Below are 22,364 nucleotides of genomic sequence, written 5' to 3'. Positions count from 1 at the left end.
GAGGGGCCGAAACCTGTAGAAGAGGTTTTGTTATACGGTGGCGGGAGTGAAGCGCTGTTGTCAGCAGATCGATCGATAAGTCCGTATAATATCCCTAGGGGCGTGTTATTCCGAAAGTGGCTATCTATCATCTCGATCGAGGTGTCATACGGAATTAATAATTACAAACATCTCTATAGAGTTATTATATGGATGAATTTTTTATAATACTCCACACGATCGATAATTAGAACACTTAGGCTATTTATCAGGACGTAGTTATCAAATTATCGGTAGAGCGTTCAGCATCTGTAAGAACACGTACCTGATATTTACTCGCCACATTATAGATATAATGAATTTGATATTTAATAAGCGGGGTCGGGATAGCGCGTGATAACTCTCCAAAAGCTGAAGCAACAAGCCAAGCGGTTAAAAACCGAGTTATACGCGCTCTATTTGGCGTATCGCGATCCTCGTGTACCTTGGTACGCGCGAGCTTTCGCGGCCTGTGTCGTTGCCTACGCTTTTAGCCCTATTGACCTAATCCCCGATCCCATACCAATTTTGGGCTATCTTGATGATTTAATCCTTGTTCCGCTCGGCATTAAGCTCGCGCTCAAGATGATTCCTCCCAAGGTAATGGCAGAATGTCGAGTACGGGCGCGGTCTACCACACCAAGCAACAAGCCAAAGAATTGGTTCGCGGCAGGAATAATCGTGATTCTTTGGGTTTCGCTCGCGGTGTTCGCACTTCGTTTCGCGCTCCACTTTCTCGACAAATAAGCGCGGGCGATGAGTTTGCCGGTCGCGTTGACGGATGTTACTCGACAAGTTCCTATAAAATTCACGAGATACGTGTTCTGTTTCGTGTCTCGATCCAACTTACAATTAATGGGCTAGAACGGGTCGATCGCTTTGACGAGAGAAAATTCAACCTTCCTTACCCGATGAAGCCTTACACCGCGATAGCATATACACGGAAAATCTTTGAAAATACCTACGGTAGAGTAAGATAGGAAAAACAGCCGTATAATCTAGATCGATTTCGATGAGCGTTGAAAATCTAGAAAAGATAAGCGATATTTTTTCCATTTTTCATGATGGAAAAATTGTTTTCTGTCACTTGGAAAATTCTTCCCTACTCATGGAAGTAGAAATCCGGTATCTAGCCGAGAGAATCGATCCCGCCTTCCGAAAGTTTATAATTCGCTTGTACGATGTGAAAGATCTATATTTTTTCCCTTGGCCGAGCGATCGATCGTCTGAACCGGACGTGTTGAGAGAGATCGACACTATTTTCAAACCGGAGCTTGAAATTCTGGACGCGAATTGTGAAGAAGATCAGATCAAAGTGATCTGTACCCAGCATTCCCTAGAACTTGACTACTTCGGTGGAGAACTATCTTTGTCCGCTACATCCGCCGAAGTTCTTGATGAGGCCGGGAAAAATTACTCGATCGAAGAGCTTGATACACTGTGTAAGAGCTATTGGGATGAATGGGCGAATCAACACAAGGCATGAGTGGTCGGGCAAAATAAATTCCCTAGTTGAGATAGGCAATAGGATTATCAAAATGTGTAATTAATCTTGTCGAGGTAATGAACGATCGCGCGCACCGGGACAGCAAAAAGCGGCGCGATCTTCGGTATTTTCGATCGATTCTCCCCTCTTGGAAAGGGGAGATCGAAACGAGCGATCGAGCCTTAAACCTTCTAACTCACAACTTAGTTTACAAACTATCGAGAAAAGCTTCGTCAAGGTCGTAACCGAAGAGTTGGGCGAAGGATTTCACGCGCGATCGGGGAGAGATGCCGTTTTTTTTCAGCCAATCGGCGAGAACGAACACTTTCTGCATGACGAAAATCTCTAACGCTTCGGGGTTGTACTGGATGCCCTCGGTGCGGTGGAACCGGTGGGGAACTAACATCGCGGCGTAACGGGCGATCTCTCCCGATTTCGGATCGAGAAGGAAGGGAATCCAGGGGTAAACGGAGTCTAAACGCACGAACCAGAGTCTTACCTCGGGAATTTCCGATAATTCGCGGGGATCGTCCTCGGAACGGGGATAGTCGATCGAGAATTTCAGCGCTCCCTCGATCGATAGTAATTCTCTAGGTTCCCTCTCGATCGACGCGCGTACCGGAGAAAGGTCGAGACGGGTTAATTGGTCGGGGTTCACATCGATCGAGATAGTCATACATTTATCGTCAACAACTGGCTCCCCCCATTGTCTCACCCGTTAGCGGGAGTGGAAAACCGCTCGATTCGCGCGAGAAACCCGCGCTATCCGCGACCGGGAAAACTCGCGAAGATAAGAGTACAGATTCGAGAGAGAACAACAGATGAGACTTATCACCGAAGCGTTCTACCGTTGGTTGAGAAACGGCATCCGTCATCCGAAATACCGCTGGGCGATCGTTCTCGCGAGCGCATTGTACCTGATCAGCCCGATCGACATCTCCACCGATCTGATCCCCGTTGTCGGTTGGCTCGATGACGGTATCATCGTGACGATCCTAGCCTCCGAACTGACGGGATGGGCGATCGAGTCTCGGAAACAGCGTCAGAATTTAGCGAAAACCGAAGTCCCCGACGGGAAGGTTGTCGAGGTTAGCGCCCGATAGTAAGAGAATTCAAGGGAAACTAGGGTAAGAGGAGAAGATTCACCGTCTTTTCCTCGTTTTTTTTGGGAGACAGAAGGCGGGAGGGAACCGGCGAGTTCTCGCGTTCGATAAGAAAAAGTTATATAACACATCCAAAATTTCCCGTCAACACATCTTTACAATTCGTAAAAATATTGTTACATTATTAAACATAGAGCAAGCAACACCGAACGGAGGCAAACAAGATGTATACCACCAGTGATGACCGCGGCATTCTCAACAACTACGCCAGCGAACCCGAACTCTACTACGCGACCTACCCCTCCCCCGAACAACAACGGCAGTACGCGCTACAGGGAGCGATCGCCACGTTAGTCGTCACCGCCTTCGTTCTCGTCTCCCTAGCGGTTAGCTAAAAGATTTTTCTCACAGATTTCGCCGATTAAACCTAGAGCAACAAATACCGAACGGAGGCCGACAAGATGTATACCACCAGTGATGACCGCGGGATTCTCAACAACTACGCCAGCGAACCCGAACTCTACTACGCTACCTATCCCGGACCCGAACAACAACGGCAGTACGCGCTACAGGGAGCGATCGCCACGTTAGTCGTCACCGCCTTCGTTCTCGTCTCCCTAGCGGTTAGCTAAAGCATTTTCTCTCCAGCATTTCGCCAAAAACATTGGATTTCTCCTAAAACATGACCTCGGTAGAGCGACCGAGGTTTTTTCACGGGCGATCGATCGGGAACAAGAATCTACGCGCCGAATATCCCCGCAAAAAAGTCGCGGATCTCGTCTGAAAATCCCCGACCTCTACGAACAATTTCACTCTAGGCTAATCCCACTAACTCGGTGCCGAGATCCCGCATTTTCTCGGCTCTCTTGTCGATCGCGTGGATGAATGTTATCCACCATTTCCCGTAACGAGGAGAGAAAATCGATTGGGAAGGATCGATCGAGGGATTGTAAAGTTTGAGTGCGCGGGTCGATTTTTTCGATCGGGACAGGGTTGGGATATTATTAAAGGGTTGGAACCTAGGCTCCGTAATGCCGTATTGGTGACAGGCATCAAATCATGAGTGAGACCTACTTGGCAGATTTTAATTCGTGGGTTACTCAAACAACTCGGTTGTTGCGGGAGAGTCGCTGGCACGAAATTGACGTAACGCACCTGATTGAAGAGGTTGAGAATTTTGGTAAGAGCGAACGGCGAGCGATCGCCAGTCAATTAACTCGTCTTCTACGGCATTTGCTCAAGTGGCAATATCAACCTCAGCGTCGCTCGGATAGTTGGCTAGATTCCATCACCGACGCGCGTACCCAAATTGAATTAGTTATTGAAGATAGTCCCAGTCTGAGAAGTTATCCCGCGGAGCAACTGGAAGAGAGTTATCAACGCGCGCGTCGCCAAGCGGCTAGTCAAACCGGGATGGAAATCTCGGTATTTCCAGATGTCTGTCCGTATTCTCCAGAGTTAGTATTGGCGGAAGATTGGTTGCTGGAGATCTAACTTGATTGTTATACCGAAAATACGAGTCTATTAAGGTTGTCTGTTTGTAGCCGAGATCCGGCGATCGAAAAGGGTCGCTTTCGTTGTTGAGTTCGGAAAGGTGAGCGGCGCTCGCGTGGACGAATATTATCCAAAATTGCCCGTAACGAGGAGAAAAGGTCGATCGCTCGGGATCGATCAAGGGGCTTCGCGGTTACGGTTGGCGTATCGGTGGATAAGTCCGTATAATATCCCTAGGGGCGTATTATGCGGAAAATTTCTAACTATTATCTCGATCGAGTGTGAGATCTGGAAAAAATCTTTAAAAATACCTCTGTAAGGTTATTATGCGGATAAAATCCATATAATATATAGCTATGCAACCTAGTTCCTGGGTTCCTGGTAGGGGGCGTAACTGAAAGTGAAACTTATATACAAAGCTAAAGGTTGAATATATTGCTTGAAGAAATTGTGAGCTTAGGGAAGTGGTGGCGGGAGCATCCCGAAATCGCGATAAGTATAAACACTCAAAAGGTAAACGAGGGAAAAAGGAGGATAATGGAATAGTTACACGACCGATTTACTCCGATGAACCCTGAAGACAAAGAAAGCTTAGAAAAGCATCTCCGAGAAATCGCCGCGATCCTACTGAAAAATACGCCCCCCTCAAGTCTCGAAGACTTTGAAAGTATCGAGGTAACGGTGAGAGACCATATATTAACCGAGGTCGGGCCGTTCATCGGGAGTTTTTTTGTGAGGCGGCAAGCGGAACCCGAGGGGGAAAAAAGCGAAAAAGCCAAAGTATTATCGGGCGAGTGAGCGTGAGCGAAGGACGGGCGGAAAAACTAGGATGTCCGAAAAATCGTCGTTTCAGTCCCTTCGTAGAAAAGTGTTGTCTCCGCCTAGTGGCGAACGAATCCTTCTCTAGAGCCGCCGAAGATATAGAGATGATGACCGGGGTAAAAGTATCGGCGAGTAGCCAGCATAGATTAGTAGCGAAAACTCGGTTCGAGTCGGTCGAAATAGAAGGAAAAATCGAGGCGTTGAGTCTCGATGGAGGTAAAGTCCGGGTGAGAACTCCTAACGGTCAGGCGAGCGAGTGGAAAGATTATAAAGCTATCAGTTTACACGGACAAGCTACGGCCGCGTTCTATCAAGAGCATGAAAAATTAATCGGATGGGTAAACGCTTTATCTAGAGAGCGAGTGATTACTTGTGTGGGGGACGGTCATGACGGTATCTGGAATCTGATCGAGCGAATCGGGGAAAGCTACGAGAGACGAGAGGTTTTAGATTGGTATCATTTAAGCGAGAATTTATATCGAATAGGAGGTTCTCTTAAAGTTCTTAAAAGAGTCGAGAATTATTTATGGCAAGGACAGATAGATGAGGGTCTAGGAGAAATTTCGCGATGGTCAGGTAAGGAGGCGCGCAATTTTCGAGCTTACGTGCCAAAACATCGTTCGAGGATTCCCGATTATAGCTTGTATCAAGAATTAGGAATTTGTATCGGTTCGGGAAGTGTCGAGTCGGCGATTAAACAAATCGGCAACCGGATGAAAATCGTCGGGGCTCAGTGGAAAGCGGATAACATACCCCGGTATTTAAATTTACGTTGCGCCTATCTCAACGGAGAGATCCGCTAAGTTTTTATACTTAGCGCAAAAATGGGATGCTCCCCCATCGCGGGCAATCCCGTCCCATTTATTTGACATCCCGGATTCCTACTCGTTCATATTGCGATAGGTGGCGACCGCGGAGGGAGAAATCCGGTTGAGATAGCGGAAAATCCAATATTTCAAAACCGTATCGAGAATCACCGGGAAGGTAGCGATGAAGAGAAAATTAAAATCCCGATTTTCCGGTAAACCGAAATGGCGCCCGAGGTTTTCTAGAATCACTTCCCAACCGTGGGGGGAGTGGAAACCGACGAACATATCGGTAAAAAGAATAATCAGAAAAGCTTTCGCCGAATCGCTGAGATTGTAGAGAATTCCATCGAGAAAGCCCTTAACGATCTCGATCTCGCGGCGACTGAAGGCGATCACGAACCCGAAGGCTATAAAGGAAAAAATATCGGAAAAAATATTGGAGATCCCGTCTAATCCCCGAAGCCGATATTCTTGGCTTAACTCCCCGGCTTTTTCCTTGACACGCTCCTCAATTTCTTCCGGATTTAATTTCTCCGATAAGCCGATCAATCCGCGGAAATGTAAGGCTTCCTCGTATCTTTTTAAATCCGCGAACGCTTCTTCTTCCAGATCCCGATTAATAAAAACAAACTCTTGGTTTTCGGCGAAATATTTATGAACCAGAGGAGTGATTAAAAAAGTTTTACTTAACTGATGGGTGAGGAGAGGGACGATAATGAGGAGAAGAATAAACTTGATAGAGATGGCCGTTTTATACCGAGAATTTCTAAATTTTCTCAGAACCGCCTCTTCCGATTCTTCCGATTGGGGATCGATTTCCTGTTTGATCCGGTTGAGCGTGTTGACGAACGATCGAGGTAAAACTCCCGGTCTCTCCGTCGCCTTTTGTAATTTACTCGATCGATCGAGTCTTTCCTCTGCCTCGAATCTCGGATCGAGAAAAGATCCCCGTGTCGATCGGTTTTTTGTCTTGTTTTCCCGCTCTCTCACCGGCACGATCGCCGAATCTTTTGCCAGGGCTATTTCCTCGTTCGTCTCGAATCGATCGCTCTCTTGATATTTGATGACAATACTATCGATAATATTTAATTTTTCCAACCAGATATCGTTAGGAATCGTGACCGTTCCCTCGCTCCCGGTCGAGAGGGGTTGACGGGGGCCGAACGTATCGACGATCGCGCGACTGGCGCGGAACTCGATCAGCCGAACCCTGACCTTTTGGAGATGTCGTTTCACTTCCGAGATAAAATAGGAATTGACCGTACCGCCGTAGTTCGAGAACTCGCCCGATACTTTCCGACCTTGAAAGTGCTTATCCTCGATATCCTTGATCTTTAACGCCGCGCGATACGCGGAATCGAGAGAGCGATCGGGGGTTTTCAATAGCCATTGATTCGCGGTTTGTAGAATCCGATTGAAGTTCATAACCTAAAGGGGAATATAGCGGGAGTCGAGGGGAAAAAATCGCCGCGCGATATAGCTTAATAGACTCAAGGACGTACCCGATCCAAGAAAGAACCGCTATCGATACGGCTAAAACGGACGGGAGAGCGACAAACCCTCCCAAAAATCGAGCTTCGATCTTACCAAATTCTATCGAGAGAAAACGATGTCAAACGTACCGATCTGGATCGAGGGAACGACGCGAGCGGGAAAAACGACCCGTCTGGTGGAGGAGTTTCGCCGTTGGGTGCCGCGCCGACGCGACCCTAACGACCCATTGTATCCCACCGATCTCCCGCCGGCGGTTCTCGTTCTCGCCGCTAACGATGATAACAAACGCGAACTGGCCGATCGATCGGCCCTCGCGGTACGCGGCGGTTATCCCGTCCTCTGTAAAACTCCCCTCGGCTTCATCACCGACGAGGTTTTGCTGTTCTGGCCGTTAATTTTCGAGGCGCTGAATCTAAAAGCCAGATTTCCCCTGCGACTCCGGCCGGAAACCGAACAGGAACTCGCCACCGATCTCTGGCGCGAGCGGATTCGCGAATCCTTCGATCTGACCGGGATCGGCGAGTATCGTTTCGTGCGCCAGACTCTCGACCTATTACAACTAGCCGGAGCGAGCGGAATAGAGGCCGAAGAGATACCGAAGCGATTAGAGACGGGATTCAGCCCGAGCGAGCGGAAACCGATTTTAGCGATCGACGAGGAAGAAAAGCCCGTCCTGCTCGGTGAATTAATCCTCCAATGGCGCGATTGGTGTCTGGAGAGGGGACTCCTCAGTTACGGCATCATATACGAACTCTACTGGCGTTATCTCCTCCCCGATTCCCGTTACCGAGAACAACTGTTACGCCGCTATCAAGCCGTCTTCGCCGACGACGTGGACGATTACCCGGCGATCGCCCGCGATTTACTGGAATTTTTCCTCGATAACGACCGTTTCGGCGTTTTTACTTACAATCCCCACGGACAGATCCGCCTCGGATTAACCGCCGACCCCGACTATCTGCAAGGTTTAGCCGGCCGTTGTTCCCGCGTCGATCTCGCGGAACCGTCGGGGCTGGCGGCGAAGGAGGGAGAAACCATCGTCGAGTTAATCCAAGAGGGAACCTATTTCGCGAATCTATCCGACGCGTTTATCTCCCTGCAAACCATGTCCCGCGCGGAATTACTACGGAAAGTGGGGCGAACCATTATCGGGGCGATCGAGCGGAAAGAGATAGATCCGGAGGATATCGTCGTGATCGCCCCCGGTTTGGACGAGATCGCCCGTTACAGCCTGATGGAAATTCTCACCGGCGCCGGGATTCCCGTCCAACCGATCAACGAACAGCGACCCCTGATCGGATATCCTCTGATTCGGGCGTTATTGACCCTTCTCGCCCTCGTTTACCCCGGAAACGGTCGTTTCGCCCAAGCGGACGCGGTGGCGGAAATGCTGGTGATTTTCAGCGCGCGCGGGGACGGGAAAACGGTGCCCGATATCGATCCGGCGCGGGCCGGATTACTGGCGGATCATTGCTATCAGGTCGATCCGGACTATCCGCGGTTACTGGCGATCGAGACTTTTCCCCGTTGGGATCGCCTCGGTCACAAAGCCACCCTCGCCTACGAAACTATCCGCGACTGGATCGAGAAAACGCGAAAAAGACGGGAGGAAGCGGAAATCCCGCCCGCGGTGGTCCTGGATGCGGCGATCGAACAATTGCTACACCGGGGCGAACATTTGCCCCACGATCGACTCGCGGCACTGCGGGAATTAATGGAAACGGTACAGCATTTCTGGGAGGTCGATCGTCGTCTCCGGCAGTGCGAACCGCGGTTACAATCTTCCCTCGACACGGTGACGCGATTTATCCAACTTTTGCGCCGGGGAACGATTACCGCGAATCCCTATCCCGTCCGTACTTTAACTCGTTCGATCGGCGCGGTTAGTTTAGGAAATATCTTTCAATACCGTTCCCTACGCGGTTGCCACCGTTGGCATTTTTGGTTAGATTGTTCCTCTCCGTTGTGGGAAAAAGGAGGGGCGGCCACGTTATTCGGCGCGCCATTTTTCTCGCGAGAATGGGATGGGGAAACCTGGACGGCGGAAACGGAATTAGAGAGCGATCGATCTCGTTTGGAACGGGTTTTACGGGATCTTTCCGGTCGGGCTACCGAGCGAATTTTTCTCTGTCACAGCGATCTCGGTGTGACCGGAACCGAACAAATCGGCCCCCTATTATCTCTCGTTCAAGGCGCGCGAGAATGGTCGTTGTAGCATCACAGGAGCGATCGGGGTGGCGATTGGGCCATTCCACGGAAACCTTCTGTATAACCTCCTCGGATGGGGTATTCTACGGAACGATCCTTAAAAAAGTCTGTATATGGGGTTTTATATGAAAAATTTTTGTATAATTTATAGTTAGCTTTCAATCTTATTTCGGTTTAATTTCAAATTCCATACAGGAAAAATAAAGTATGTGGCCTGTAGACTTTTTCGAGTTTGCTTTTATCCCCAATCTAGATACAAGTCTTCAAGATTTGGCTCAAGAAGCTGAAGCGGAGGATTGGAATTATCAGAATACACCTAGCGATCGCCCTCTGCCAATTCTTTACAACTACATTCGATACACCTACAGAAAGGTTGCTGAAGAAGGAAAAATAGCTCTCTCTGAAGATGGTCAATATAGTTGCTTTAATACAGGACTTGTCTCCACTAACCAAGAAGCTATTTATGCCTCATTCGAGGTTAACCGTAGAACGGATGTACAGCCTTGGTATTTTAAAAACTGGTTTCGTCGAGGACGTTGGGAGTTAAACAGCTTTCCTGAACTTCCTGATCTAGTTCACTATTTTGATGATCCTGCCTCACTTGTTTTTGATACTCGAAAAGATTTAAGAGTCAATGTAGATCACATAATCGCAGAGAACAAAGAGCGTTTTCCCGAGCCATATCAATCTATGGAAAATTATGCGCTTCAAACCTTTTTAAAAGGTGCAATAGATAACGCTAAGGAGAGAGTTCGCAGAAACTACAAGACGGCAATCCCTCAATACTATAGAGGGCAAATACAGTTGCTTCTTCCATTGTGTTTAGGAAATCCTCAACGTGCGGATCTTGCTTTAGTTGTCGAAAGACATACAACCTTTTACCGAGCTTCAACCTGTCTTACTCTTGACATGGCATATAATAATGCTCGTCAAATTACCAAGCCAGATCGAGATTGGTTACAGCCGTAAGAAATTGTACCGAAGATTGAGGGGTTCTTTAATGAGTTCTTAGTGCTAGTCCTTAACCAGAATAAAGGAAATACATTAATTATTAATGTAGTTTGAATGGAATCCTGAAAAAGCAAAGTTGAATTTCCAAAAACATGGCATTTCATTTAATGAATCGGCTACCGTTTTTAACGATCCTTTATCGGTTACATTTCCTGACCCCGATCACTCCTTTGGTGAAGAGCGTTACGTTATTATTGGATTATCTAGTGCTGATCGCATCTTGGTGGTATTCCATACCGATCGAGCCGATCAAGTCCGAATTATTAGTGCGAGAGAGGCAACCCGACAGGAGTGGAGATTTTATGAAGATGGAGAATAATCCCGAATTAGAAGACGATTTAAGACCCGAATATGACTTTAGCCGGATGAAAGGCGGAGTCAGAGGGAAATATGTCGATCGCTATCGTGCCGGAACTAACCTTGTACTGCTCGATCCTGACGTGGCGGAAGCGTTTCCAACCGGTGAATCGGTTAACGAGGCTCTTCGATCGCTCATGCGGGGCGAGAAGAAAGGCTAAAATCTAACAACAATGTACGACAATACCTGTAAATTCCTCGCCGCCAACTTCTCCAAAGACCTAACCGCGTGGTTATTAGGGAGATCGATCGAGTTAACCGTCCTCGAACCCACCGAACTCTTTGTCGAACCCATCCGCGCCGATAGCCTCATCTTCCTGCAATCCGATGATCTCATCGTTCACATCGAATTTCAAACCGACCCCGATCCGGATATCCCCTGACCCATGGCCGATTACTATCTGAGAATCGCCAAACGCTTTCCGGGGAAAGAGATCTATCAGGTGGTCATTTATCTGAGAAAAACCAACTCGGCACTAGCCCGACAGACCACCTTTGAACTTCCCCAAATGCGACACGGGTTCAACGTCATCCGTCTTTGGGAAGTACCCACCGAACAGTTATTAGAATCCACGGGATTACTACCCTTCGCCGTTTTATCCAGGACGGAAAATCCTACGGGAGTGCTAGAGAGAGTGGCGAGGAAAATCGAGGCGATCGAGGGGGAAAGCGAGCAAAACAACGTGGCCGCATCAACCGCCGTCATCGCGGGCTTACTTTTGGATAGAATGACAATTAAAAGGGTATTAAGGAGAGACATCATGAGAGAATCCGTAATTTATCAGGATATTCTGGCTGAAGGGGAAGCTAAGGGAGAGGTGAAGCTAATTCTACGTCAGCTTACTCGAAGATTTGGCGAGATCCCCCAAGATATGACGGAGAAAATCCGAGAACTTCAAGTAGAAGAGATAGAGAGCCTAGGTGATTCCCTACTCGATTTCCAGAGCTTATCCGATCTTGTCAATTGGTTAGAGCGTTAAATTCGGGAAAATCCGTGAATGTACGACAATACCTGTAAATTCCTCGCCGCCAACTTCTCCAGAGACCTAACCGCGTGGTTATTAGGGAGATCGATCGAGTTAACCGTCCTCGAACCCACCGAACTCTTTGTCGAACCCATCCGCGCCGATAGCCTCATCTTCCTGCAATCCGATGATCTCATCGTTCACATCGAATTTCAAACCGACCCCGATCCGGATATCCCCTGACCCATGGCCGATTACTATCTGAGAATCGCCAAACGCTTTCCGGGGAAAGAGATCTATCAGGTGGTCATTTATCTGAGAAAAACCAACTCGGCACTAGCCCGACAGACCACCTTTGAACTTCCCCAAATGCGACACGGGTTCAACGTCATCCGTCTTTGGGAAGTACCCACCGAACAGTTATTAGAATCCACGGGATTACTACCCTTCGCCGTTTTATCGCGGACGGAAAATCCTACGGGAGTGTTAGAAAGAGTGGCGAGGAAAATCGAGGAAATTGAGAATGAAAGCGAGCAAAACAACGTGGCCGCCTCCACCGCCGTCATCGCCGGCTTACTTTTGGATAGAATGACGATCGAGAGGTTATTGAGGAAGGAAATTATGAGAGAATCCGTGATCTATCAAGATATCCTAGCCGAGGGAGAAGCTAGAGGAGAAGCCAAGGGAGAAGTGAAGCTAGTTCTACGCCTACTTACCCGAAAATTTGGCGAGATCCCCCCGGATCTGACCGACAAAATTCGAGAACTTCCGGTAGAAGAGATCGAGAGTCTAGGTGATGCCCTGCTCGATTTCCGGAACTTATCGGATCTAATCGACTGGCTAGAGCGCTAAATCCCCGAAAATGCGTTAGTTATGCCTCCTACTACCTAGGAGCTCCCGTAGCTACTAACGGCGGGTGAGTTCGATCGCTCTAACGATCGACGATCGCCCCCGAATGACCAAGAGCGAGTCGAATCTTGTGACGATGAGATAGCCCGAAGATATCAGCTATCAGGTTGGAATTTTCGGGAATCGATGAGCGATGAGCTATGATTTTCCGAAAGCTGACGGCTGATAGCTGAAAGCTTAATTTAACGCACCTGTTTGAGCGTGTCCACCTGCTTGTTAAACAGATCGGTAAACAGACTCAAAACCGTGCGATTCTCGTTAACCTTAATATTCACGCTAACCGACATCCCCGACTGGAGATCGAGCGCCGATTTGTCCCGCAGGACGAGATCCTGACTCTTTAAACTCACCTTGACGGGGAAACGATAGAAACGGTGGGTTTCGTCCGGGGGGAGCGCGTCGGAACCGATCGAAAGCACCTCTCCTTTAATGTCCCCGTACTCGCTATAGGGGAAAGAATCGACCCGGATATCCGCCTTCTGTCCCACTCGGACGAAACCGATATCCTCGTTAGTAACATCCACTTCCGCGACCAGACATCCCTTGTCGGCATCTTTCACCGTGTCCGGGCAACCGTCGGGAACGATTTTTAACAGCGCTTCCGCTTGCGAGGGTTGGGGGACGAAACCGGGACGCGCCTTGAGATCGAACACGATCCCGTCGCTCGGGGCGGTGATTTTTTGATATTTTAAAGTTTGTTGTGCCTGACTGATCTGACCGTCTAATTCGGCGATCCGTTTCTCGTTATCGACGATTATTCGTCCGAGTTGACTATCGATATCGGCGATTTTTTTCTGGTTATCCGCCATTTTATCGCGGACATCTTTCTCGGTGATCACGTTAGTATTGATCAGCTTCTCCCGCGCTTGCTCGATCAAAACGGTATACCGTTTCTCCTCCTGTTCCAGACGGGCGATATCGGCCAGACGGGTTTGCACTTCTTTCGCCTGTTTCTCGTGGTCGATCTTACCGTCGGCCTGTTGTTTGAGTAGCTCGTTATAGCGATCGGTCACGGCCTGTTTCTGTTTGTTGATCTGGTAGCGGGCGATCGCTCCCTGCTCTCCCAACGGCTCGATATCGCCGAGGATCTGACGCTCGATTTTCAAACTTTCCTCGCCTTCCTTGAGGGTTTTCTCGTTGCGCGCTTTGATCTCCGCGAGGACGAGGCGATCGGCGACTAATTGTTTCCTCGCGTCGGCTAACTGTACCCGCGTCTGGGCCAGTTGTTTTTCTAACTGCTCGACCTCCAGACGCGCGGCGGCCGATCGAGAGTCCGATTCCCGACGCGCCGCTCCTAAACGGGCGATTTCATCGATTCCCAAATTCGTTTTCGAGTTACCATCCCCCACTTGAACCCGATAGAGTTGATTCTCTCCCACTAACGCCGCTCTACTTCTCGCGAGGGCGGCGATCTCTTTCGGCAGTTTCAAGCGGGCGATCGATGCCTCCACCTCGGCCACGCTTAAACTCTCATCCATCAGCAGGCGATAGAATTGGTTTTCCTGTTTGGCGCTCTCCCGGATTTTCTCGTAGGATTCTAACTGCGCTTTCGAGGCGGTAGAGTCCATAAAAATGAGGGTTTGACCTTTTTTCACCCGATCGCCGTCTTTGACCCGCACTTCTTTCACCACCCCGTTGGTGGGCGATTGCACCTCCTGCACTTTCCCCTGGGGCTTTAACTGTCCCTTCGCGCCCACCACCTGCTCGAGCTTGGCGATCGCGGCCCACAACAGGCCCGCGCTCGTCACCCCCATCAAAGTCCAGATGATCGCCCGCGACCAGGTAGGCGATTGTTTGAGGACGACCGACTGTTCGGGAAGGGTGAAAATCGCCGGGGCCGGGGCGCTCGATCGGGTGGTCGTGGACACTTTCTGACCCGCGACGGTAATATCGGCATTTTTGCCGTTGCCGTTGCCGTTGCCATTGCCGCTCTGTCCGTTCCCGTTGTTTCCGTTCTTAGAATGTCCGTTCATCGTTACTTCTCCCGCTCTTGATCTTTAACGTTATTGAAAGGATGACAGCCTTTTTCTTAAAAAATGAGGCACCGGTTTCCGGGGGGGGTAAGAGGCAAGGGTCAAGAGGCAAAAGGGCAAGAGGCAAAAGGATTATGTTTCGCGGATTTTTGAGAAACGCTGTAAAAAGGGAATTTTAGAGGTAACAGAGGAGAAATTTATTTTTTTCTCCTGCCTCCTGCCTCCTGACTCCTGCCTCCTGCCTCCTGACTCCTGCCTCCTGCCTCCTGACTCCTGCCTCCTGCCTCCCACCTCCGATCGCCATTCCCCTACAATCGCGAATCCTGCTGTTGGTACAGGTGATAGTAACGACCGCGGAGCGCCATTAACTCCTCGTGCGTTCCCGTCTCCACGACCGTCCCCTTATCCATCATGACGATGATATCCGCCGATTTAATCGAGGCCAGACGGTGGGTGATGAAAAAGACGGTATTATTTTGAAACGTCTCGCCGAGATTGAGACAGACCTGTTGTTCGGTGGTGTAATCGAGCGCGCTGGTGGCTTCATCGAGGATCAGAATCCGCGGTCTCTGTAAAACCGATCGGGCGATGGCGATCCTCTGCCGTTGTCCCCCGGAGAGCGCGGAACCCCGTTCTCCCACACGCGTATTGTACCCATTCGGCAGGGTCATGATAAACTCGTGCGCCGCCGCGACTTTCGCGGCCTCGATAATCTCTTCCGTACTCGCGTCCGGATTGGTTAGGGCGATGTTTTCCTGTACCGTCCCGTCGAATAACAGCGTATCCTGCGGCACGAACCCGATCTGACGGCGGAGGGAATACAGTTCCACCTTATTAATGTCGTAACCGTCGATCAGGATACGTCCCGATTCCGGTTCGTACAGCCGCGCTAACAGTTTCGTCAGCGTACTTTTGCCCGCGCCACTCTCGCCGACGATCGCCACGAAGGTTCCCGCGGGAAAGTGCAGGTTCACGTTATACACCTGTAACGGCCCGTGCGGGTTGAAGCGGAAGGCGAGGTTTTCATAGGTCACCGAGCCTTTCATGAGCGGCATGGGAATATTCTGACGATCCTGTTCCGATTCTTGGGGATTATCGACGATATCGGCCAATCGTTCTAAAGATAATCCCGTTTCTTGGAAATTCTGCCAGAGTTGGGTCAGACGCAGGATCGGCGAGGTCACGTAACTGGCGATAATCCGGAAGGCGATCAACTGCCCCAGCGATAAATCTCCCTTCAACACGAGCGACGCGCCCACCCAGAGGACTAATAGCCCCGACAGTTGGTTAAAGAAGTGACTGAAGGAACCCGCGAGTGTCGAGGTCATCACCGTGTTAAAGCCCTCGGACACGTATTTAGCGTACCGTTCCTGCCACTGCCAACGGGAGCGCAGTTCGATGTTCTGGGCTTTGACCGTTTGAATCCCCGTCATGACCTCCACCAGATAGGACTGGGTTTCGGCGTTGCGTTCCGCTTTCGATCGCAGTTGACGGCGGACGATCGGCGCGAAAATGGCGGTCGAGAGGACGAGTACCGGCACCACCCCCAACGCCCAGAAGGTCAGTACGGGGCTGTAGATCAACATCACCACGATGTAAATCACCGAGAAAATCGCGTCTAACACCACCGTTAACGCGGTTCCCGTCAAAAATTGGCGGATATTCTCTAATTCATTAATTCGAGTCGAGATTTCCCCCACCGGGCGACGCTCGAAATATTTCAGGGGTAAACGCAGGAGGTGATCGATAATTTCCGAACCGAGCGCCATATCGATGCGGTTGGTGGTATCGACGAAGAGAGAGGTTCGCACGAAGGTTAAAATTCCCTCGAAAATGGCGATCACCAACAGGAAAACGCCTAATGTGTTCAACGTGTCCGGACTATTCTGCACGATCACCTTATCGATGATCACCTGGATCATCAGGGGATTGGCGAGGGCGAATAACTGTACGAAGAAAGACGCGACAAAAACTTCTACTAAAATTCGGCGATACTTCTTGACGGATGGCAAGAACCATGATATACCGAAGCGCTGTTGCGGGGTGGTTTTCGTGGCTTTAACCAGGATCACCTCGCCCTCGGCCCCCCAGGATTCGAGAAAATCGACGGTTCGACGTTTGACGATGCCGCGTTCGGGAACGGCGATCGTCACTTCCTTGGAATTAATCTCGTAGAGGAGCGCCAGACCGTCCTGCCAGCGGATCAGGGCGGGAGGGTTAATATTGACGAGGGAGGAAGAGGATAGCTTGACCGCTTGGCTGTTGAGTCCGATCAGTTCGGCGATCGCCCCGCACAGGGGAAGGGAGAGACTCCCGGTTCTCCGCAGTTGCTCGTCGAGAACCCGACGGATCACGTCCTTGCGGAAAGGCATCCCGAAATACTTACAGAGCATCTGGAAACAGGCGGTCGCGACATCGATCTCGCCCCGGCCGCCGAAGAAAGGATACGATCGCCCGGAGGATTTCGAGGCCCGTTCGATCGGGGGAGCGATTTTGTCGATATGTCCCTCCGGAATATCTTCAATAACCGCCACCGGGCGTTCTTCCGGCGGTAATACTCTCGTTTCCACGAATTCGATCGTCTCGTCCTCTTCGACGACCGGTACCCCTTCTAATCCCTCGCGCGGAATGCCGATCGCCCGCGGGTTTCTGCCGTCCCCGGCAATGATCGCGGTTCCCGGCGCGAAGGAATCATCGGCACCGCTCACCAACCACAACCGATCGGGCGAGCGGTGCGAAGAGGGTAAAGCGACGATCGCTCGATCGAGTAGGGAGAGGGCGATTTCTTTGAGATCCCCGTCGCCGCGGGCCTGTCGCTCGAAATACGAACCGAGAACGGCGTACAGTTCGGCGATCGACACCCGTTCGAGAAAAAATTGCCGGAATTCCGGGTACTGTTCGACCAGATCCCAGAAATCCTCCGGTTTCAGGGTCAGACACACCACGTCACTGGAGGCGATCACGGTTTCGCAGGCCACCCCCCGCGCCAGATTCGCCCAACCGAAGGTATCCCCGGCCTGCAATTTTTCTAACGTTACCGGGAGGGGGTTGGCGACGCGGGGATCGTATCCCAGCGAGCGCGCCTGTCCCTCGTAGAGAATCACCAGGTGAGAGGATAACCGTTCGCGGGTGAGGATGACGTTACCCATCCGGTAGCGCCAGGGCTGTAATTTCTGACCGATCGCGCGCCTCGCGTCCGGCGGCAGTCGATCGAACGGGGGTAGGGTTTCTAAGAAGCTAGAAAAGTCGATTGTTGTATAGCTCATGAGATAGGGATAGCTAACGGGAGAGAGCGAAACGTCGGTTTAGGAACAATCGGGCTAAAAAGCGTCACGATACGGGAACATTCGCGGGAATTTCCCCGGGAAAGCTAACGGTTTGGAGTTGCCCCGCCAGCCACTGCTGGAAAAGATCGTCGCGGAGGCGCTGACGGGTGGGGGGATCGAGTTCGCAGGAAAGATACTTTTCCAGCCGGAGAATGACGATCCAATCGCCGATCCGCGCGGGCGGCCACAACTGTCCGGGCTTACTGGAAGCCAACATTCGCCCGATCTGCGGGTGGGGGACGTGCAGTTCGACCGGGCCGATCAGGCCGCCGGTCTGCGCCTCCGCTCCCTGGGAATATTCTTTGGCGAGTTCGGCGAAAGTATTTTCCCCTTCCTGAATCCGGAAAAAGAGTTCTTGGGCGATGCCCGCGTCCTTGGTGCGTATAAGCGAGTACACCACTTTGTCGAGTTGTTCTTTTACTTGCAGGAAGTAAGATTCTAGTTTCGATTCCCAGGCCTGTTGTTTGAATTTTTCGAGTTTAATCTCTCGCGAGACGAGACGATCTAGTTGTTCGGCGGTCATCCCATTTTGTCGTAGCCAGTCTTGAACCCGCTCTTCCGAGGCGATCTGGTTCTGCTGGTAGAAACGAGAGCGGGCGAAGTTTTCCTCTTCGGGGGTGCAGTCGATATCGGCGATCGCTCGATCGATAATTATTTCCCGCGCTAATTGGGTTAACATCCCGTATTTAGCCAATAGGGGAAATAACTCTTTGTCTTCGATTTTTTGGTCTCCGATTGCGATAACCGCGGTCATGAAAATTCTCCTGCACGGTATATTCTGGATACGAGGGGTTTGCCGGCTCGATGGACAACAGACAATTATAAGAAATTATAAGGGATGTAACGGGTAGCGATCGTGGTTTTGTCATCTATATTTAAGCTTATATTTTTCAGACCGGCGGGGGAAATCCCGGTATAGGGGCGATTCTCCCGCCACGCGCCCGGAACTGTCTACCGCGACCCCTCGCGCGGCGGACGGCTTGCTAGGATCGGGATCGATCGTTCGATTACCGTGTGATTCGAGGTCAGGATCTAATGATGAAGTTTTCTAAATCGGCGCGACGGGTGGCCGGTTACGCCCTCGCCACTTGTCTGGGAATTCTCCTCGGTTTTAGCGGGTTGAACGGCGCACGCGCCCAGGCGATCCCCGCTCCGGACCCGAATGTCGCGACAATTCCCGCCGGGGCGAGCGCGGATAGTTTCGTGGCCGCGGCGGTCGCCCGTACCGGGCCGGCGGTCGTCCGCATCGACACCGAGGCCGTCGTCTCCCGACGTTACAATCCCTTTTTCGACGATCCCTTCTTCCGGGACTTTTTCGGCGAACAGTTCCGCGTCCCGAACCAACAACGGATCGCGGGACAGGGTTCCGGTTTTATCGTGGACGGACGCGGCATGATTCTCACGAACGCTCACGTCGTTAACAATGCCGATAAAGTGACCGTGACGCTAAAAGACGGCCGCGTGTTTAACGGAACCGTCCGGGGAACCGATGAAGTAACCGATCTCGCGGTGGTGAAAATCGATCCGAAAGGGGAAACGTTACCGGTCGCCGCCCTGGGCGATTCCGCGAGGATTCAGGTCGGGGATTGGGCGATCGCCGTGGGCAATCCCGTGGGGTTAGATAATACCGTTACCCTGGGAATTATCAGCACGATCGGTCGCTCGGCCGCCAAGGTGGGCATTCCCGACAAACGCATCGATTTTATCCAGACCGACGCGGCGATTAACCCCGGCAACTCCGGCGGGCCGCTGTTAAACGCTAGAGGGGAAGTGATCGGCATCAATACCGCCATTCGCGCCGACGCGATGGGGATCGGTTTCGCCATTCCCATCGATCGGGCCAAAGCGCTACAAACCACGCTAGAAGCGGGCAAGAGAGTCGCCCACCCCTATATCGGCGTTCAGATGGTCAATCTCACCCCGGAACTAGCCCGCGCCAATAACCAAGATCCCGATTCTCCTTTCGCGATCCCGGAAGTGAACGGGATTCTGGTGGTGAGTGTGCTACCGGATACCCCGGCCCAAAAAGCCGGCCTGCGTCGCGGTGACGTGATCGTGAAGGTCGACGGAAAACCGGTACGCGAGGGAGACGAGTTACAGGCCCGAGTCGAGAACGCGGGCATCGACAAACCGTTAACTCTCACCGTCCAGCGCGACAACCGGGCGATCGATCTCACCGTCATCACCGCGCAGATGCGGGCGAATTCGTGAATGGGGAGATAGGGAGTGGGGAGTGGGGAGATGAGGGAGGTGAGGGAGATGGGGGAGATGGGGGAGTTAAAGGGGAAGGGGAAAAGGGAAAAGACTACTTTTAAGCCCTTCACCTTTACCCTTTACCCTACACCCTTCCCTCCTGCCTCCTGCCTCCTTAATCACTCGCCCCCGATCGATTCGCCCCGGCCAGTAATTCCCGCACTTCCCCGTCACTCGTTTGCGAGAAATCGTCATACCACGCGGAGATCGCCATAAGAGCCTCCGGTTCGAGAACGCACACCACCCGATCGACCAGTTCCTCTAACTGATAACGGGTCTCGGCGGGAGCGACGGGAACCGCGACGACGATCGAGCGGGGATCTCGCGCTTGTAAGGTCAGGATCGCCGCTTTTAACGTCGCTCCCGTGGCGATGCCGTCATCTACCAAAAGGATGGTTTTTCCCTCGATCGCCGGTAGGGGTCGATCGCCCCGGTAGAGCCGATCGCGTCTTTCCAGTTCGATCGCTTCCTCCCGCGCCACCCGCTCGATCGCTCTCTCGCTCAACCCCAGATCTTCGACAATACTTTCATTGATCACCCGAATTCCCCCCTGGCCGATCGCTCCCATCGCCAGTTCCTTCCGTCCCGGAACCCCCAACTTCCGCGTCAGGCAAATATCGAGGGGCAGATGCAAGGCGCGGGCGATCTCGTAGGCTACCGGAACCCCTCCCCGCGGCAGGGCTAACACGAGAGTATCCGGCGCGTTCGTGTATTCCGTCAATCGCTCGGCCAGTAATCGCCCCGCTTCCGTCCGATCCCGAAATCGATCGATCATGATCACCTCTCCTCGGGGCTTACTCCCGGTAGCGATCGAGATGCTTCCCCCGCCTTCATTCTATCGATCGACAAGACCGACCCCGCGCTTCTATTACGAAAGTTATAAAAGACTTGACATTTTCCTCTCGCCCTAGAACTCGGCGGGAGAGGAATACAGTACAATCGAGAATCGAAGGCTTTTGTAAAATTAGGTAACGATCATGGGTCAAGGTTTGAGTGAAGCGCTAGAACCGATCGCGGCGTGGTTCCGTAGCTTGGGAACTCCCGAACCGATCGTCCACTGGGGACATCCGGTAATGATGGGGATCGTGGTTCTCGTCATGGGGAGTTATACCGCTTACGCGGGCTGGCAGGGCCGATTAAGCAAAGATGGCGAGGTAGCGGCGAAAAACCGCGCCGATCACCGAAAACTCGCCCCGTGGCTGTTTTTATTCATCTCGATGGGCTATACCGGGGGCGTACTATCGCTCGTCATGCAAAGACACCCGATCCTGGAAAGCCCCCATTTCTGGACGGGGACGGCGGCGATCGCCATTCTCGCCTTTAACGGGTTACTCTCTTTCACCGCTTTCGGTGGTGAAAAAAAAGAGCTTTTCCGGACGATTCACGCCTATGTAGGCACGATCGCCATGATTTTACTCCTCGTTCACGGGATTTTCGGCTTACAGTTGGGATTATCGCTGTAGGTTTTGGGGGCAGAAGGATAGGGTAAAGGGTATGAAAAGTCGTCTTTTCCCTTTTCCCTGCCCCTTTTCCCGAAAAATTCTCCCATCCCCCCACCTTTACCATAATTTTTATTCACTCCCGATAACGATATGACAACTTTTCAAACTTCCGACGTGACGGGAACGATCGAACTCGCTCCCGATTATAAAATTCCTTTGATTCTGGTCATTTCCTCGCTTCCGGTGCTGTTTTTCCTACCTTGGGCCGGCGCGGGTTTGTCCCTGTTCGGGTTGTTCCTCATGCTACAGACGGCGACGATCCGGTTACAGTTTACCCCGATCGCTCTCGACGTGTATCGCTCCGGCAAGCAGATCCGCTCTTTCCCCTATAGCGAGTGGCAGAACTGGCGGATTTTCTGGAATAAAGTACCGATCCTGTTTTATTTCAAAGAAGTGAACAGCATTCATTTCCTGCCGATCATCTTCGACCCGCGCGCGTTGCGATCCTGTTTAGAGAAATACTTCCCCCTAGAGGGATAGAAGATTCCGTCAAAAGACTGGGGAGATGGGGAGATGGGGAAAAGAGAGTTATCTAGAAGATCTATCCTCCTGACTCCTGACTCCTGACTCCTGACTCCCGACTCCTGACTCCCGACTCCCGACTCCTGACTCCCGACTCCCGACTCCTGACTCC

General features: G+C 51.4%; 21 protein-coding genes and 2 pseudogenes. 16 read left to right on the top strand and 7 right to left on the bottom strand.

Annotated elements, in window-relative coordinates; genetic code table 11:
• Positions 1 to 372: 372 nt before the first annotated feature.
• Positions 373 to 765 (top strand): YkvA family protein, encoded by a 393-nt coding sequence (locus tag V0288_RS15095; protein WP_332865953.1) that lies wholly within the window; start codon positions 373 to 375, stop codon positions 763 to 765.
• A 265-nt stretch (positions 766 to 1,030) separates the two neighbouring features.
• Positions 1,031 to 1,504, top strand: coding sequence for a hypothetical protein (locus V0288_RS15090; RefSeq protein WP_332865952.1), 474 nt, complete (start codon positions 1,031 to 1,033; stop codon positions 1,502 to 1,504).
• A gap of 208 nt (positions 1,505 to 1,712) precedes the next feature.
• Here V0288_RS15090 and V0288_RS15085 read toward each other — a convergent pair whose 3' ends face one another.
• On the bottom strand, positions 1,713 to 2,180 hold the full coding sequence (locus V0288_RS15085; protein WP_332865951.1) for a CRR6 family NdhI maturation factor: 468 nt from the start codon (positions 2,178 to 2,180) through the stop codon (positions 1,713 to 1,715).
• Between the two features lie 145 nt (positions 2,181 to 2,325).
• Here V0288_RS15085 and V0288_RS15080 point away from each other — a divergent pair, with 145 nt between their 5' ends.
• From V0288_RS15080 to V0288_RS15060, 5 genes are all read left to right on the top strand, one after another.
• Positions 2,326 to 2,607: a YkvA family protein gene (locus V0288_RS15080; RefSeq protein WP_332865950.1), complete on the top strand. Its 282-nt coding sequence runs from the start codon at positions 2,326 to 2,328 to the stop codon at positions 2,605 to 2,607.
• Positions 2,608 to 2,831: 224 nt separating this feature from the next.
• Positions 2,832 to 3,002 carry a photosystem II assembly protein Psb34 gene (psb34, locus tag V0288_RS15075; RefSeq protein WP_332865949.1) on the top strand — a complete coding sequence of 57 codons (171 nt, stop codon included), beginning with the start codon at positions 2,832 to 2,834 and terminating at the stop codon, positions 3,000 to 3,002.
• A 66-nt stretch (positions 3,003 to 3,068) separates the two neighbouring features.
• The gene (psb34, locus tag V0288_RS15070; RefSeq protein WP_332865948.1) at positions 3,069 to 3,239 is read left to right on the top strand and encodes a photosystem II assembly protein Psb34; all 171 of its coding nucleotides are present in this window, start codon (positions 3,069 to 3,071) and stop codon (positions 3,237 to 3,239) included.
• A gap of 427 nt (positions 3,240 to 3,666) precedes the next feature.
• Positions 3,667 to 4,101, top strand: a complete 435-nt coding sequence (locus tag V0288_RS15065) for a DUF29 domain-containing protein (protein ID WP_332865947.1) — start codon at positions 3,667 to 3,669, stop codon at positions 4,099 to 4,101.
• A 567-nt stretch (positions 4,102 to 4,668) separates the two neighbouring features.
• Positions 4,669 to 5,726 (top strand): ISKra4 family transposase gene (locus tag V0288_RS15060; protein WP_332865946.1). Its coding sequence is split into 2 segments (ribosomal slippage): positions 4,669 to 4,834 and positions 4,834 to 5,726, totalling 1,059 coding nucleotides; the frame shifts between segments, so codons are not numbered across the junction.
• Positions 5,727 to 5,804: 78 nt separating this feature from the next.
• Here V0288_RS15060 and V0288_RS15055 read toward each other — a convergent pair.
• Positions 5,805 to 7,157: a proton extrusion protein PcxA gene (locus tag V0288_RS15055; RefSeq protein ID WP_332865945.1), complete on the bottom strand. Its 1,353-nt coding sequence runs from the start codon at positions 7,155 to 7,157 to the stop codon at positions 5,805 to 5,807.
• A 184-nt stretch (positions 7,158 to 7,341) separates the two neighbouring features.
• Between V0288_RS15055 and V0288_RS15050 the strand changes: the two genes are divergently transcribed.
• The 6 genes and pseudogenes from V0288_RS15050 (at position 7,342) to V0288_RS15015 (ending at position 12,619) form a co-directional block, all read left to right on the top strand.
• Positions 7,342 to 9,441 (top strand): PD-(D/E)XK nuclease family protein, encoded by a 2,100-nt coding sequence (locus V0288_RS15050; RefSeq protein ID WP_332865944.1) that lies wholly within the window; start codon positions 7,342 to 7,344, stop codon positions 9,439 to 9,441.
• Positions 9,442 to 9,641: 200 nt separating this feature from the next.
• Positions 9,642 to 10,403, top strand: a complete 762-nt coding sequence (locus tag V0288_RS15045) for a DUF3825 domain-containing protein (protein ID WP_332865943.1) — start codon at positions 9,642 to 9,644, stop codon at positions 10,401 to 10,403.
• A 118-nt stretch (positions 10,404 to 10,521) separates the two neighbouring features.
• Positions 10,522 to 10,764, top strand: coding sequence for a BrnT family toxin (locus tag V0288_RS15040; protein WP_332865942.1), 243 nt, complete (start codon positions 10,522 to 10,524; stop codon positions 10,762 to 10,764).
• Positions 10,754 to 10,963: a hypothetical protein gene (locus V0288_RS15035; RefSeq protein WP_332865941.1), complete on the top strand. Its 210-nt coding sequence runs from the start codon at positions 10,754 to 10,756 to the stop codon at positions 10,961 to 10,963. The genes V0288_RS15040 and V0288_RS15035 overlap by 11 nt, the downstream gene beginning before the upstream one ends.
• A 12-nt stretch (positions 10,964 to 10,975) precedes the next feature.
• Positions 10,976 to 11,782, top strand: a pseudogene (locus V0288_RS15025) (Rpn family recombination-promoting nuclease/putative transposase).
• Positions 11,783 to 11,800: 18 nt separating this feature from the next.
• Positions 11,801 to 12,619 (top strand): annotated as a pseudogene (locus V0288_RS15015) (Rpn family recombination-promoting nuclease/putative transposase).
• Positions 12,620 to 12,858: 239 nt separating this feature from the next.
• On the opposite strand, the gene V0288_RS15010 reads toward V0288_RS15015, so the two are convergent.
• The 4 genes from V0288_RS15010 to V0288_RS14995 all read right to left on the bottom strand — a co-directional run bounded on the left by V0288_RS15010 (position 12,859) and on the right by V0288_RS14995 (position 18,729).
• Positions 12,859 to 14,649 (bottom strand): beta-barrel domain-containing protein, encoded by a 1,791-nt coding sequence (locus V0288_RS15010; RefSeq protein ID WP_332865936.1) that lies wholly within the window; start codon positions 14,647 to 14,649, stop codon positions 12,859 to 12,861.
• Between the two features lie 175 nt (positions 14,650 to 14,824).
• Entirely contained in the window at positions 14,825 to 14,953 is a 129-nt protein-coding gene (locus V0288_RS15005; RefSeq protein WP_332865935.1) for a hypothetical protein, read from the bottom strand.
• Between the two features lie 4 nt (positions 14,954 to 14,957).
• Positions 14,958 to 17,915, bottom strand: a complete 2,958-nt coding sequence (locus V0288_RS15000) for a peptidase domain-containing ABC transporter (RefSeq protein ID WP_332865934.1) — start codon at positions 17,913 to 17,915, stop codon at positions 14,958 to 14,960.
• Positions 17,916 to 17,979: 64 nt separating this feature from the next.
• Complete coding sequence (locus tag V0288_RS14995) at positions 17,980 to 18,729, bottom strand: peptidylprolyl isomerase (RefSeq protein WP_332865933.1); 750 nt, start codon at positions 18,727 to 18,729, stop codon at positions 17,980 to 17,982.
• A 284-nt stretch (positions 18,730 to 19,013) separates the two neighbouring features.
• Here V0288_RS14995 and V0288_RS14990 point away from each other — a divergent pair, with 284 nt between their 5' ends.
• Positions 19,014 to 20,186: an HhoA/HhoB/HtrA family serine endopeptidase gene (locus V0288_RS14990; RefSeq protein WP_332865985.1), complete on the top strand. Its 1,173-nt coding sequence runs from the start codon at positions 19,014 to 19,016 to the stop codon at positions 20,184 to 20,186.
• Positions 20,187 to 20,343: 157 nt separating this feature from the next.
• On the opposite strand, the gene V0288_RS14985 is transcribed toward V0288_RS14990, so the two are convergent.
• A complete protein-coding gene (locus V0288_RS14985) occupies positions 20,344 to 21,003 on the bottom strand; it encodes a phosphoribosyltransferase (RefSeq protein WP_332865932.1) in 660 nt (219 codons plus the stop codon).
• 202 nt (positions 21,004 to 21,205) lie between these two features.
• Here V0288_RS14985 and V0288_RS14980 point away from each other — a divergent pair, with 202 nt between their 5' ends.
• Positions 21,206 to 21,691: a DUF4079 domain-containing protein gene (locus V0288_RS14980; protein ID WP_332865931.1), complete on the top strand. Its 486-nt coding sequence runs from the start codon at positions 21,206 to 21,208 to the stop codon at positions 21,689 to 21,691.
• Positions 21,692 to 21,820: 129 nt separating this feature from the next.
• Complete coding sequence (locus tag V0288_RS14975; RefSeq protein ID WP_332865930.1) at positions 21,821 to 22,210, top strand: DUF3119 family protein; 390 nt, start codon at positions 21,821 to 21,823, stop codon at positions 22,208 to 22,210.
• The last annotated feature ends 154 nt before the right edge of the window (positions 22,211 to 22,364 follow it).

Origin of the sequence: Pannus brasiliensis CCIBt3594 (genome assembly GCF_036688125.1) — a bacterium.
Classification (GTDB): Bacteria; Cyanobacteriota; Cyanobacteriia; order Cyanobacteriales; family Microcystaceae; genus Pannus; species Pannus brasiliensis.
Note: the sequence above shows the minus strand (reverse complement) of the source record. Positions and strands in the feature narration are given on the sequence as shown.